The sequence below is a fragment of the Exiguobacterium oxidotolerans JCM 12280 genome, assembly GCF_000702625.1.
Lineage (GTDB): Bacteria > Bacillota > Bacilli > Exiguobacteriales > Exiguobacteriaceae > Exiguobacterium_A > Exiguobacterium_A oxidotolerans.
Map to the genome: position 1 here is coordinate 2,178,595 of NZ_JNIS01000001.1, position 13,726 is coordinate 2,192,320.

11 protein-coding genes and 1 tRNA gene are annotated in these 13,726 nt (G+C 47.6%); 8 read left to right on the top strand and 4 right to left on the bottom strand.

The features are described 5' to 3' along the window. The first annotated feature begins 5 nt into the window (after positions 1-5). Genes argJ through argF form a run of 6 tightly spaced genes read left to right on the top strand, consistent with a single transcriptional unit; the run spans position 6 to position 8,110 of the window. Complete coding sequence (argJ, locus tag P403_RS0111035) at positions 6-1,223, top strand: bifunctional glutamate N-acetyltransferase/amino-acid acetyltransferase ArgJ (RefSeq protein WP_029332696.1); 1,218 nt, start codon at positions 6-8, stop codon at positions 1,221-1,223. Next, the gene (gene argB, locus P403_RS0111040; RefSeq protein ID WP_029332697.1) at positions 1,220-1,993 is read left to right on the top strand and encodes an acetylglutamate kinase; all 774 of its coding nucleotides are present in this window, start codon (positions 1,220-1,222) and stop codon (positions 1,991-1,993) included. Before argJ ends, argB begins: the two co-directional genes overlap by 4 nt. After that, positions 1,959-3,104, top strand: coding sequence for an acetylornithine transaminase (locus tag P403_RS0111045; RefSeq protein ID WP_029332698.1), 1,146 nt, complete (start codon positions 1,959-1,961; stop codon positions 3,102-3,104). Before argB ends, P403_RS0111045 begins: the two co-directional genes overlap by 35 nt. Then, the gene (locus tag P403_RS0111050) at positions 3,101-4,156 is read left to right on the top strand and encodes a carbamoyl phosphate synthase small subunit (RefSeq protein ID WP_029332699.1); all 1,056 of its coding nucleotides are present in this window, start codon (positions 3,101-3,103) and stop codon (positions 4,154-4,156) included. Before P403_RS0111045 ends, P403_RS0111050 begins: the two co-directional genes overlap by 4 nt. Continuing rightward, positions 4,146-7,181, top strand: coding sequence for a carbamoyl-phosphate synthase (glutamine-hydrolyzing) large subunit (carB, locus tag P403_RS0111055; RefSeq protein WP_034801163.1), 3,036 nt, complete (start codon positions 4,146-4,148; stop codon positions 7,179-7,181). The genes P403_RS0111050 and carB overlap by 11 nt, the downstream gene beginning before the upstream one ends. After that, positions 7,178-8,110, top strand: a complete 933-nt coding sequence (gene argF / locus P403_RS0111060) for an ornithine carbamoyltransferase (protein WP_029332701.1) — start codon at positions 7,178-7,180, stop codon at positions 8,108-8,110. Before carB ends, argF begins: the two co-directional genes overlap by 4 nt. Before the next feature lie 324 nt (positions 8,111-8,434). On the opposite strand, the gene P403_RS0111070 is transcribed toward argF, so the two are convergent. Both P403_RS0111070 and P403_RS0111075 read right to left on the bottom strand, forming a co-directional pair. Beyond that, positions 8,435-9,244 carry an MBL fold metallo-hydrolase gene (locus tag P403_RS0111070; RefSeq protein ID WP_029332702.1) on the bottom strand — a complete coding sequence of 270 codons (810 nt, stop codon included), beginning with the start codon at positions 9,242-9,244 and terminating at the stop codon, positions 8,435-8,437. A 142-nt stretch (positions 9,245-9,386) separates the two neighbouring features. Then, positions 9,387-9,460 (bottom strand) — tRNA-Gly (locus tag P403_RS0111075). A gap of 172 nt (positions 9,461-9,632) precedes the next feature. Here P403_RS0111075 and P403_RS0111080 point away from each other — a divergent pair. Both P403_RS0111080 and P403_RS0111085 read left to right on the top strand, forming a co-directional pair. Next, positions 9,633-10,178 carry an imm11 family protein gene (locus P403_RS0111080; protein WP_235195200.1) on the top strand — a complete coding sequence of 182 codons (546 nt, stop codon included), beginning with the start codon at positions 9,633-9,635 and terminating at the stop codon, positions 10,176-10,178. Continuing rightward, positions 10,175-10,594, top strand: a complete 420-nt coding sequence (locus P403_RS0111085; protein ID WP_029332704.1) for a hypothetical protein — start codon at positions 10,175-10,177, stop codon at positions 10,592-10,594. The genes P403_RS0111080 and P403_RS0111085 overlap by 4 nt, the downstream gene beginning before the upstream one ends. A gap of 321 nt (positions 10,595-10,915) precedes the next feature. Here the strand turns inward: P403_RS0111085 and P403_RS0111090 are convergent, their stop codons facing one another. Together P403_RS0111090 and P403_RS0111095 are read right to left on the bottom strand one after the other, a co-directional pair. Beyond that, on the bottom strand, positions 10,916-11,884 hold the full coding sequence (locus tag P403_RS0111090) for an alpha/beta fold hydrolase (protein WP_029332705.1): 969 nt from the start codon (positions 11,882-11,884) through the stop codon (positions 10,916-10,918). Positions 11,885-11,894: 10 nt separating this feature from the next. Then, positions 11,895-13,574 (bottom strand): formate--tetrahydrofolate ligase, encoded by a 1,680-nt coding sequence (locus P403_RS0111095; RefSeq protein ID WP_029332706.1) that lies wholly within the window; start codon positions 13,572-13,574, stop codon positions 11,895-11,897. Between the last annotated feature and the right edge of the window lie 152 nt (positions 13,575-13,726).

Sequence of the window (13,726 nt, forward strand, 5' to 3'; positions counted from 1 at the left end):
CGAACGTGTTGAACTTACAAACCGTGTCACCGTTGACGCTGACGACACCAAAAGGCTTTAAGGCGACAGGTATACATGTTGGACTCAAACGAAAACGGAAAGATTTAGGCTTGTTGGTATGTGAAGGAGGAGCGAGTGCGGCGGCTGTCTATACGACAAATCAAATGCAGGCAGCACCGATTATAGTGACAAAACAAGCGATGGAAGCCTCGGAGGGGCGTATTCATGCGATTTTAGTCAATAGCGGGAATGCTAACGCCTGCACCGGTGAATTAGGTTTGACCCATGCCTATACGTCGCAACACGCAATCGCGAATCACTTACAGATTAAACCGGAACAAGTCGCAATCGCATCGACCGGGATCATTGGTCAAACGTTGGCGATCGACACGTTAGTAACTGGAGTTGGTCAACTGGTGGCGAGTGAGGCGGAAGAAGAAGCGGATGCTTTTGCCCATGCGATTTTAACGACTGACACAGGTATCAAAACGGCCGGATATCAATTTTTGATGAATGGAAGTGAAGTTTCGATTTGCGGTGTCGCGAAGGGGTCAGGAATGATTCATCCAAACATGGCGACGATGCTCGGATTTTTAACGACCGATGCGACCGTCGAACCAAACGTCCTGCAAACGATATTAAAACGCTCAATCGACCGGACGTTCAATTGCATTACGGTCGATGGGGATAGTTCAACCAATGACATGGTCATGATGTTAGCGAGTGGTGCGGCAAAAACGCCAACAATCATGCTTGATACGCAAGAAGCGGAGCAGTTTGAGCAGGCGGTCACGCATGTCTGTCAAGAACTTGCGAAGCTCATTGCGCGAGATGGAGAGGGCGCAACGAAGTTGATTGAAGTAACGGTTCAAGGAACGGACGAAGAACGATTGGCACGAAAAATTGCCAAACAAATCGTTGGTTCTTCGCTCGTTAAAACCGCGATTTTCGGAGAAGACGCGAACTGGGGACGAATTGTAGCAGCAATCGGAAGCATCGATGAACCGATTGATGTCTCAAAAATCGATATTCGGATTGGTTCACAGTGGGTCTTACGACAGAGCATGCCGATTTTATTCGATGAGACACTTGCTTCAAATGAACTCGCGGCGGATACGGTAGCAATTGAAGTCGATTTGAATAGTGGATCGGCCGTCGGACGTGCCTTTGGATGTGATCTGACATACGACTATATCAAAATCAATGCGAGCTACCGGACATGAAACAACGAAAAATGATCAAACTCGGTGGGAGTATTTTTGAGCAACTCGATTCCCGTTATTTTAAAGAATGGAAAGACTGGTGCGATGCTGGTCACGAATTAATTATCTTGCATGGCGGGGGCCCCGCTTTATCGGCTTATTGTGAAACCTTAGAAATCGAATCCGTCTTCCGGGAAGGCGTCCGTGTGACGACCGAGGAGGTCTTACTCGGGGCAGAACGTGTCCTCGGGGGCGAGGTTCAGTCAAAAATCGTTTATCAGCTCAATCGATCAGACCTACCTGCAGTCGGATTGACGGGGATCGACGGTGCAAGCATTGGCGGAGAGCAACGACAAGGGTTAGGGGCAGTCGGTGATATTCGCTTCGTAGATAAAACCTTGTTCGAAACGCTACTCGGCGCAGGCTATATTCCGGTCGTGACGTCGCTGATTACCGGTCCGTCCGGTGCACTTAATAGCAATGGCGATACATGTGCGATTGCCGTCGCAAACGCACTTGATGTCGATGCGTTTGAGCTATTGACCGATGTCGAAGGAGTCCGATTAGATGGTGCTTATCAAGAAGTCGTCACGCGAGAAATGTTGGAAGGCGGCATAAAGACAAATGAGATTCATGGAGGCATGATTCCGAAAGTAGAAGCGGTGATTGAAGCATCAAAACAAGGGATTCCAGACGTTCGGATTCGGTCCGGGAAATACGTGACGAGTCAGGGGACTCGCGTCAAGGAGGAAACAGATGAGCGCATTACTACCCACTTATCAACGTCATAATATCGAATTGGTCGAAGGGACGGGATCGTTCGTCAAAGATACGCAAGGCATCACGTATCTTGATTTTATGATGGGGATTGCCGTTTGCAACACGGGACATCGGCACCCTTACGTAGAGCAACGACTCAAAGAACAACTCGGTCAGCTTTGGCATACGTCAAATTTATTTGAAAGCAGTAAGCAGGAACGTGTCGCGACGCTACTGACGGAAAACAGTCACTTGAGTCATGCTTTCTTCTGTAACAGCGGAACAGAAGCGAATGAAGGTGCGTTTAAATTAATTCGCAAATGGACGCAAAAAACAGAAATCTTGTCATTCAGCCAATCGTTCCACGGGCGGACATTCGCGATGATGGGGGCGACAGGTCAAGAAAAAGTCAAAGAAGGGTTCGGTGAAATGGTAGCGGACTTTAAACACCTCGTGTTCAACGACTTAAATAGTTTAGATGCCATCACGGAAAAAACGGGCGCCGTTTGGCTTGAAATCATCCAAGGCGAAGGTGGTGTCATCGTCGCGGACGATGCTTGGTTGGAGGCATTAATGAAACGGACAAAAGCGTATGGCGTCAAAATCGTCGTCGATGAGGTCCAAACGGGGATTGGGCGAACTGGATCACGTTTCGCTTTTGAACAGACACCACTGAAACCAGACATCATTACAGTCGCGAAAGGGCTCGGAAGCGGTTTTCCGGTCGGCGCGATCATCACGACAGCGGAAGCGGCGACCGTATTTACACCGGGGACGCACGGCTCGACATTTGGCGGGAACCCGCTAGCGATGACAGCAGCGGAAGCGACACTCGATCTTCTCTTGACAGACGAGCTTTTACACGAGGTGCAGGAGAAAGGAAATTACTTGATGAGACGACTCGCAGCAGAGTTGCCTGAAACAAGTCTGCATAGTGTTCGAGGACGTGGTTTGATGATTGGAATTGAATTCGAACGACCGGTCGCTGGAATTGTCCAAGCGCTTCAACAAGTAGGGATGCTCGTCGTCAGTGCCGGACCACACGTGGTTCGTTTATTACCGTCTCTATTTGTGACACGAGAGGAACTAGATCTTGCTCTAGAAAAAATAAAACAAGTCTGCCAACAGGAGGTCATGGTATGAACGGGGTAGGTACATTAATGCTTGCAAATGGGACAACGTATTCAGGAGAGCTGGTCGGTACATCATCCGCTAAAGGAGAAGTCGTCTTTTTCACCGGTATGACCGGTTATCAAGAAGTATTGACGGACCCCTCTTACCGTGGACAAATCCTTGTTTTCACGTATCCGTTAATTGGGCAATACGGAATCGCCCATGATGAAGCAGAAAGTAATCAGATTCAAGTCGCGGGTGTCATCGTTCAAACGCTCGCACAAAACGGAGCACGAACGGATTTTGCCGACTGGTTAGCAGAAGCGGATATACCTGTCCTGACAGGAGTCGATACACGGGCGCTTGTCCATCAACTGCGATCATCTGGCGATCAAATGGGAAGTATTGAGGCAGACGTTTTGCACGACGAGAAACGCCATCAGACAGGAATCGCATCCGTCTCCGTCCAAACGATGAAAACATATGAACTCGAGAACGCTGATGGACATATCGTTTGTCTAGATTATGGCGTCAAAAAATCGATGATTGAAGCTTTACTGGCACGGGGTATGCGCGTGACAGTTGTTCCATTCGATACAGAAGCGTCCGCCATCAAAAGATTGCAACCGGACGGGCTGTTGTTCTCGAATGGTCCTGGAAATCCGGATCAACTTGAACCATTTCTCTTAGAAATTAAACAGCTCGCGATGGATTATCCGACGCTTGGCATTTGTATGGGGCATCAAATCATCGCGAAAGCCTTCGGCTGCCAAATCACGAAACAACATCACGGGCACCGGGGGGCAAACCACCCCGTCCGTCACCTTGCTTCCGGTCGTGTTTTTATGACCTCGCAGAATCATGGGTACGTCGTTGAGGCAGAGAGTGTTGCGGCGTCAGAGCTAGTTACGGCATACGAACATATTAACGATGGTTCGATTGAAGGATTGATTCATCCATCGCAACCAATCATGACAGTGCAGTTTCACCCAGAAGCAAATCCGGGACCGACAGAAGCAATGGTCGTGTTTGATCAATTCGTCGCCTCGGTTTTATCACAGGAGGTAGCCCATGTTGGATAACAAAAAAGTCATGGTCATTGGATCGGGACCAATCGTCATCGGTCAGGCGGCGGAATTTGATTACTCCGGAACGCAAGCATGTCAAACACTTCGGGAAGCGGGCTGCGAGGTCATTCTCATGAATTCGAATCCGGCTACGATCATGACGGATCCGTCGACGGCGGATCAAGTATATATCGAAGCGATGACACTCGAAAAGGCAACAGAAATCATCGAACGAGAACGCCCGACGCATTTACTTGCGACCGTTGGAGGACAGACAGCTTTGAATCTATCGCTCACGCTGGATGAAGCGGGCATCCTCGAGCAATATGGTGTTTCGTTGCTCGGAACATCGCTCGAAACGATTCGGGACGGAGAGGATCGTGAACGTTTCAAACAACGGATGATTGAATTACATCAACCACTCCCGGATAGTCAAACGATTGAAACGATTGAGGAACTGGAGAATTTCATGGAGGACCACGGTGTACCCCTTGTCATCCGTCCTGCATTCACATTAGGGGGAACCGGTGGTGGAATCGCGACGACGAAGGAAGAAGCACGTACGCTTGCGATGAACGGTCTGCAAGCAAGTCCGATTTCCCAGTGTTTGGTCGAAGTCAGTATCGCAGGTTACAAGGAAGTGGAATATGAAGTGATGCGTGATGCATACGATACGACGATTATCGTTTGCAACATGGAAAACATCGACCCAGTCGGTGTCCACACGGGCGACTCGGTTGTCTTTGCTCCAATCCAATCGATTTCTGATCGAATGAATCAACTTCTTCGGACCGAGGCACGTCGCATCGTTTCCGCACTCGGTGTGATCGGTGGTTGCAATATCCAATTTGCGATTCATCCGACAGAGCACCGGTATTTCGTCATCGAAGTCAACCCGCGTGTCAGTCGTTCTTCCGCCTTGGCCTCGAAGGCAACAGGGTATCCGATTGCAAAACTAGCGACACGTCTTGCGCTCGGTGAACGCTTGGATGACTGCATCAACCCCGTGACGAAAGAGACGATGGCGAGTTTTGAGCCGGCACTCGATTATATTACGGCGAAAGTACCATGTTTCCCATTTGATTTATTTTCAGGGTGTGACCGTGCGCTCGGAACACAGATGAAGGCGACCGGCGAAAGTATGGCGATGGGGAAAACGTTAGAAGAAGCACTGCAAAAAGCATGGCGTGGTGCCGGGGTCGAACAAGCACCACTCTACCCATCATGGATGCGTGAGGCGACGAGTGAGCAGTTGTGGAAAGAAATCACGACTCCAACCGATTTACGGTTGTTGGCGATGCTCGCCTTGCTCGATCGTCAGGCGACGACGCAGGACGAACTAGCGGCACAGACAAGTATCCAACCGCTCTTTTTAGAACTGTTTGCTCGGTTGCTGACGATACGCGACTCGCTCGACCTGACGAAGCCTGTGTCCATTCAACAAGCGAAACGGCACGGTTTTACCGATCAGCAAATTGCCGACCTCACAGGTGTGGCAGCGGAAGATGTCCACGAACTGCGGATAGCGCATGACATTACTCCTGCCTTCCAAATGATTGACACGTGCGCAGCAGAATTCGTCAGTACGACTCCTTATTACTACGGAAGTTGGTCTGGGCGAACTGAAGTACTCCCATCGAATCAACAAAAGGTCGCAGTCATCGGAGCGGGTCCGATTCGAATCGGACAAGGCATTGAATTTGATTACTGCTCCGTCCATGCGGTCCGCGCCTTACAACGTGCCGGGTACGAAACCATCATGATTAACAACAATCCGGAAACCGTTTCGACGGATTTCGAAGTGGCAGATCGCCTCTACGTTGAGCCGTTGACGATTGAGGATGTCGTTCATGTCTTAGAAGCAGAACAATGCCAAGATGTACTTGTTCAATTCGGGGGACAGACGGCAATCAGCTTAGCAGCCGATCTCGAAGCACGTGGGTATCAGTTATTAGGCACGACCTCAGACACGATTGATGCGATGGAAGACCGCCACCGGTTTTACGATTTTCTCGATCAATTAGATATTAAGCATATTCCGGGAGAAGAAGTCATGACAGTTGATGCGTTGAAGAAGACTGTGATGGCACTTGGTTATCCTTTAATCGTTCGTCCATCGTATGTGATTGGCGGGAAAGGGATGCATATCTTAAACGACGACGCGATGTTAGAAGCACTTTTACCATCGCTGACATTCCCAGTGCTACTCGATGCTTACATCGCAGGTCAAGAGTTGGAAGTCGATTGTATTTCAGATGGGACGACGAGTTACGTTCCAATCATTATGGAACAAATTGAGGCGGCAGGCGTTCATTCAGGTGACTCGACGATGGTTCTTCCGCCAAAGTCAGCCTCAGCTCAGCTGCAGGATGAAATCGAGCGGATCTCTAAAAAAATCGGTCAGCATCTCTTATACCGTGGAGCATTCAATATTCAATTCGTCGTCACGGGACAACAAATCTATGTTCTAGAAATTAATCCTCGCGCGTCACGGACATTACCGATCGTCGCGAAGGTAACGGGACAACCGTTACTTGAATGGGCTGTAAAGGCAGCGATCGGTCAAAAAATCGAATTGCCGTCAGAGCGGATCGAACTCTCTTTCCATGCGGTCAAGACACCGGTCTTCTCGACGTTGAAACTGACGCATGTCGATCCAAAAACGGGTCCAATCATGCGTTCGACTGGAGAAACGTTACAGTGGACAGAAAATGGTCATGCAAAGGAGCGTTTCGTATTCGATGAAACAACGAAACGTCACATGACCAAACCGGCGCATACGATTGCTGGTCACGGGACAGAAGCGTGGGGACAAGCGACGCCGCTCGGAGATTTCCCTGTGTTTGACGAGTGTGTTGCCTTTTTTTCTTTCATTCCTGAAGAAAAAGGACTCCGGGAACAAGCCCTTGCAAAAGGCGTTCATGTCATTACTGAGCAACATCTAGCCGAATATTACGAAACGGTTCGTGATTGTGCATCGATTCCAGTCAAGCCGTTAAGCGAATGGATGATCAAGCAAAAGGAGTGGATGAAAGGATGAAGACGAAGCACAAGTTACAACATATGTTGACGCTGGAAGAATTGACGGCTGAAAGTTTAACAGAGCTACTTGAGCTTGCAAAAGCAGTCAAACAATCCCCAAGCGACTATCAAACGGCACTGGCGGGAAAAAAGGTTGCGCTCTTATTCGAAAAAGCATCGACACGGACGCGGATATCATTTGAAGTCGGTGTCGTCGAACTAGGCGGATACCCGGTCGTCCTAAGTGGTGCTGACATGCAAATCGGACGCGGAGAACCGTTAAGCGATACGATCAAAGTCATGAGTCGTTACGTGGATGCATTGATGATTCGGACGTTTGCCCATGAGACGGTCGAAACGCTTGCTACGCATGGAACGATTCCCATCATTAACGGCCTGACGGATCTACATCATCCGTGCCAAGTACTTGCAGATTTGCTGACGATTGAAGAACACTTAGGTTCTCGTCAAGGCAAGATTTTGACGTATATCGGTGACGGAAACAATATGGCGCACTCCTTATTGCTCGGTGGAGCACTGAGTGGGATGGAAGTACGTATTTGTAGTCCGGATGCGTATGCGCCGAACGAAAAAATCGTTGCACAGGCGATAGAAATCGCGAAGGCGACAGGTGGAACAATCGAGCTCTTTACGGATCCCGTAGCAGCTGTAAAAGGTGCAGAAGTCATTTACAGTGATGTGTTTACGAGCATGGGGCAGGAGTCAGAGTCGATTGAACGCCTGAATGCCTTTGCAGGCTATCAAGTGAACCTATCTTTGCTTCGCGAGGCAGCAGATGAAGTCATCTTCTTACATTGTTTGCCGGCACACCGTGGGGAAGAGGTGACGGCTGATGTCATCGATGGGACGCACTCCGTTGTGTTCGATCAAGCAGAAAACCGTCTTCATGCTCAAAAAGCACTGATGATTGAGCTGCTAGGCAAGTAAGTGACAGACGTTGGTTTGTTGCTTGAAAAATGAATTCAAAAAGGAATCATTCTTTCATCCGCTTTTCTCAGGGGAGGTACCCTCTTGCCCTTTTCCTGTAGAAGTTGCGTGAAGCGAGTGTTTCCTTATCCTTTCTACATGAAATGAGCTGCGTGTCCTAAATAAGCGGACGTCATGATTGAAAAGAATATGCATTGAAATGGCCGATGATCCCATGAAAAAAGGGATCATCGGCCATTTGGTTGATGAAACGTCCGTTGTGAAAATCGATATCGGAGTGACGCATGAGTCAGCCCTCTTTTCCGGTGAAAGAGACGAAGCGAATTAATCGAACTGCCGTCGTGCGAGACGGGCTTCATGCTCTTTATTGACCTGTCGTTTATTTTTTTCATGGAGGCGATGCATGAAGGGAGTTCGTTGCCAAGATGCAGACCATTCCGACTCTTTTCCGGCACGGAGGCCGAGAATATAATCATAACTATGATGTAGACGTTCAATCATATCCGTCCGCACATCACAGATATGTCCATGACCTGGTACGAGCAATTTCACCTCGTATTCATAAATGAACGATTCAAGTAGTTCGAGCGTCGTTAAATATTCCGTCGAGTCATGTTCAATCAAGGGGATTTCAACATCTGACGCATAATCCCCACAAATGAGTAAATTCATTGGCATGACGACGAAGGATAGGTGTGTTTCTTCATGACCCGGCGTCAAAAAGAAAATAAGTTTAGTCGAGCCGATGGTGAGTGTTGTTTCCGATTCTTCAATGATATGCGTAATCTCCGGAAAGAGGACAGGAGAATCGATATAGTATTCATCATTAAAATTTTGAACTTCTTCTAAAGCGACTTGTGTATCAGTTTCGATGAACCGACGGGACGCAATCGCAATCGCGTCTTTAAAGGCATAAGCTCCTAAAATATGATCAAAGTGAGCATGGGTGTAAACGATATAGAGCGGACGTTCATGGCGGATGATTTCAACATCTCGGCGAATCGTCGCAATTTCATCCGGCAACCAGCCGGGGTCGACGACAATCAAGCAATCCGGCGTTTCAATCAAAGTTGAAGTTGTTTTCATCAATGTACTTTGATAGACGGTCACGCCCGGCATCTTCATCTGGATCATGAAATCCCTCCTTTTATATCGAACTATACCCTGAAACGATGAAGAATTACCCTAGAAGACAACAAAAAAGACGGCTTGCATCGCGCAAGCCGCCTGCCCTCTAGAGGGATTATGGTCGTTGACCTATGTTATGTCTTAAAATTGGAGCGGGTGAAGGGAATCGAACCCTCATCATCAGCTTGGAAGGCTGAGGTTTTACCACTAAACTACACCCGCATGAGTGCTACATGAAATATAGTAGCATAGCAAAGCAGTTATTTCCATAACTTTTATGAAAAAAAGCTATTTCGGTTGATTTTATGTGTACAATAATAATAGCTAAATCGTTTACATGAGCTTCCTGTAACGATTGTGAATGGCTGAAGATGGATAGAGGAGCGTATGAGTAGTGAACAAAGTTCAAGTTTGGAGCGAACAGCCGATGGGAAAAGGATGGAGGGCACAATGCCATCATCAAATCGATCGTCATCGCTTCACGACAGGAGAGTGGTTCCTTAACGCAAGCTTACTTGCCTTTTCGATTGAACAGGATGCGGATATGTTACCGGACGTGCTTCCGAACGTGTTGAACATCCCGCTGGTCTCTGAACGGATGAAACAGGCGCTTGAACAGTTTACACCGTTTTCTGTTCAATGTCTTCGGGTTCAACTTCAAACGAGATCGGGATGGAGCAACTACTATCTCATCAATATATTAGCTGTCAGACGGGTGGAACATCTACATAAGACGAACATTTTCCGACCGATCGGAAAAAAGTATGTCTACTTCATGACAGAGCGACTCGTTCAAGATTCGCTCGGTGTCCATCATCTATTGCGAGACGAACTGACAGATCGAATTTTCGTCTCCAGTCAGCTAGCACGGTATTTAGAACGACTGACCGTGACCGGGATACAATTTGACGAGATAAATCGAATGGAGGAATTAATATGAAACAATACACGGTCGATAATTGGATTACACTTGAATATCCACAAACGTTTGAATATCAAGAAGAAGAGACTTTTGTCAGTTTTTATTCGACAGAAGAAAATGCGATGGGAACCTTACAACTTTCGATTTATGAGTCGGACGCGGAGGAATTGACGCCATTCGAAGCAGCCGAACAAGAAATCAATCTGTTGGTTGAAGAATTTGATATCGAATTAACGAGTCCACTTGAAACGCGTCGTAATTCAATGAAAGAAGCGTTGCTCGCAGTAGATGGAAAAGAGGAAGGTATCTTCCTTCGCATTTTTGCGTATTCAGATGGAGAACGCCTTGTATTATTAACGTATTCAGCGGATCGCGAATCGCTCGAGTTAGAAGAAATCGAAACAATCATGACATCTTTAAAATGGATTTCTTGAATTGAAAAAAGGTGCTAATTCAAAACGATTCCCTTCACAATTCTTTGTGATGGACCGTTTCGTCCTTGGTGTAAGAAACGCCGATGATTCCGTTTTTCATACGGAGTCATCGGCGTTTTTTTGCTTCATCTCGTTCATGATGACTGGATGCACACTTGGTTCCCGTATGCGAAAAGCCCTTTTTCTTTGAACACAGTAAACAAGTGTTTCACGCACTTTTCAGGGGTGACACGCCAACATGCTCTTCACTCGTCCTAAAAATTTGTTTACAGCCGTAGCTGACGTTAACGTCAGCTCTTTTTGTTTCGAATAAGAGCCCTGTTAAGAGCCCTGTTTTCGAATGGAAGCAGGATATGGAGCGTTGATATGATTATTCAACCAACCGGCAATGTCTGCGAACACACGAATGCGTTCGAACTCATGGAAGAGTTCATGACGTAAACCGCGATAGACGGTCAGTTGAGTATCTTCGACGCGAACGCGATTGTAGGCGTCAAACAATGCGTGAATTCCTTTTCCATCAAAGGCGACCGGATCATCTTCTCCGGCGACGAGTAGAAGGGGGAGATGCCGTGGGTGCTGATAAAGATTTGCTAGCGCATTGACGGATTTGGTTGCCGTCAAGAGCTCATGGAAAAATCCGAGTGTTACGGTCTGCCCTGAAAGTGGATCTTCATCATACCGTAAGACGGATTGTGGATCTGAAGATAACCAGGCATTCGACGAAAGGGCGGGGAAAAAACGTAAGTTGTATCGACCGAATACAGCACGTGCCATCCCTTCAGCAGGTTGTTTGGCGGAAGTATTAGCAATCAACCGTTTGACGAGTTGTTTACTGACTGCTCCTGAAACTCCAGCATCGGTAGGTGGACCACTGGCGATGACGCCTGCTAGCTCATGCCCAAGCGTTTGGCCAAGGCGTCGTGAGATGAGGGAACCAAAACTATGCCCGAATGCGAAAACCGGTAATTCAGGATACTGTTGCTTAATATCTTGTACGAGCTCCTCTGCATCCTGAATGAGTTGTTCAAACCCTTGGTTCGGCTCTAAGTGGCCGAGGGCATCTTGCTGCTGCGCACGTTCACCAAAACAGCGAAGGTCGGGAATGAAAGTATGGAAATGGTGAGCATAGAGAAATTCTGCGAATTCGTCATAGCGTGCCCCATGTTCCATCATGCCATGGAAAACGATGACGACTCCCTTTGGTGCTTGTGCTTCTAGGATCCGCATATTTGTTGTATAGCCATCAGAAGCAATCCAGTGCGTATGATTAATTGTCACATGTCTCATCCTCTCTTGATTACGAAAGACCAAAGATTGTTCCGTCTTCAGAAATCCCCATCTGATTAGCAGCCGGTTTTTTAGGAAGACCCGGCATCGTTAATACATTCCCGGTTAGAGCAATAATGAATCCGGCACCGATGGCCGGCTTGATTTCACGAACGGTGATGGTAAATCCTTCGACCCGACCATATTTTGATGGATCATCCGTTAAAGAAAACGGTGTTTTCGCCATACAAATCGGCAGGTCATTCAGCCCACGTTCTGCACAACGTTCAAGTTCGCGCAATGCTTTTTCTTCAAAATGTACGTCAGCAGCACCATAGACACGCGTTGCGATTCGTTCGATTTTTTGCTTGAGGGGTAACTCTGCTGGATACAACGGTTTGAATTGACTCTCTTCCTCGAGTGCCTCCATGACCTGACTGACGAGTGCTTCGCCACCAGCGCCACCTTGGCTGAAGACTTCGCTCTCTGCGACGCGAATGTTTCGTTCGCGACACCATGTTAAGACGGTTTGGCGTTCTGTTTCTGTATCAGTGAAAAATCGATTGAGTGCGACAACAGCGGGGACACCGAATAAATCCATCGTCTCGACATGTTTTTCGAGCAGCGCCAGTCCTTCTGTTAAGGCGGCTAGGTTTTCCTCGACGAGTTGATCTTTTGCGACGCCGCCATGCATCTTAAGCGCTCGAATTGTTGCGACGATGACAACAGCATTTGGATGGAGATTACCAATTCTTGATTTGATATTGAAGAATTTTTCAGCCCCTAGGTCAGCGCCGAAGCCAGCCTCTGTCACGACATAATCACTTAACTTAAGTGCAGTCCGTGTTGCGATGAGTGAGTTACAGCCGTGGGCGATATTTGCAAACGGTCCACCGTGAATTAAAGCGGGTGTTCCTTCGACGGTCTGGACAAGGTTCGGACGAAACGCTTCTTTTAGCAATAATGTTGCAGCGCCTGATGCCTCGATGTCTTTAACTGTGATTGGCTGTTGATCGTAGGAATAAGCAACGACGATCCGACTGATTCGTTCCTCTAAATCTTTTAAGGAGTCGGCTAAGCATAAGACGGCCATGATTTCGGAAGCGACTGTAATATCGAAACCGTCTTGTCGTGGAATGCTGTGTGCGGGTCCCCCTAGACCAATCGTAATGTTTCGGAGCGCCCGGTCATTCAAGTCGAGAACGCGTTTCCAGGTGATGCGACGTGGATCGATGTGAAGCTCGTTTCCTTGATGCATGTGGTTATCGAGTAAAGCACTAATCGTATTATGAGCCGAAGTAATCGCATGCATGTCTCCAGTGAAATGAAGATTGATTTCTTCCATCGGTAACACTTGACTATACCCACCGCCACAAGCGCCACCCTTTAATCCCATAGTTGGTCCAAGGGAGGGTTCGCGTAAACAAATCATCGTTTTATGATTTTGACGATGGAGTGCTTGGCCTAAACCGACGGTCACAGTTGATTTTCCCTCACCGGCAGCCGTCGGGTTGATGGCTGTGACTAAAATGAGCTTTCCATCCGTTTTAGTTGCGAGGCGAGTTGCTAATCCATCACTTAACTTTGCTTTGTACTTTCCGTAGCTGTCGTAATCAGCCTCCGTAAGTCCGATTTGATCAGCAATCTCAGAGATTGGTTTTAAAATCGTTTGTTGTGCAATTTCTAAGTCAGAACGAATGGTTTTTTCCATGGCAGCTTCTCCCTCTCCAATTATAGATTTCTCTCTATTTCCTTATAGTAGCGTATCTAAAACAGACACGCCAAATAATCGTTCAATATTTTCCACCCAAAGAGTCAAATCGTTACGTTTTCATTTTTTGTCGAATTTCGTACTGTAAGGTA

What these genes read in the sequence shown, in the direction of transcription:
- argB (WP_029332697.1), top strand. Translation starts at nt 1,220, where the DNA reads ATGAAACAACGAAAAATGATCAAACTCGGTGGGAGTATTTTTGAGCAA.
- P403_RS0111050 (WP_029332699.1), top strand. Translation starts at nt 3,101, where the DNA reads ATGAACGGGGTAGGTACATTAATGCTTGCAAATGGGACAACGTATTCA.
- carB (WP_034801163.1), top strand. Translation starts at nt 4,146, where the DNA reads ATGTTGGATAACAAAAAAGTCATGGTCATTGGATCGGGACCAATCGTC.
- P403_RS0111090 (WP_029332705.1), bottom strand. Translation starts at nt 11,884, where the DNA reads ATGAGACATGTGACAATTAATCATACGCACTGGATTGCTTCTGATGGC.
- P403_RS0111045 (WP_029332698.1), top strand. Translation starts at nt 1,959, where the DNA reads ATGAGCGCATTACTACCCACTTATCAACGTCATAATATCGAATTGGTC.
- P403_RS0111085 (WP_029332704.1), top strand. Translation starts at nt 10,175, where the DNA reads ATGAAACAATACACGGTCGATAATTGGATTACACTTGAATATCCACAA.
- P403_RS0111070 (WP_029332702.1), bottom strand. Translation starts at nt 9,244, where the DNA reads ATGATCCAGATGAAGATGCCGGGCGTGACCGTCTATCAAAGTACATTG.
- argF (WP_029332701.1), top strand. Translation starts at nt 7,178, where the DNA reads ATGAAGACGAAGCACAAGTTACAACATATGTTGACGCTGGAAGAATTG.
- P403_RS0111095 (WP_029332706.1), bottom strand. Translation starts at nt 13,574, where the DNA reads ATGGAAAAAACCATTCGTTCTGACTTAGAAATTGCACAACAAACGATT.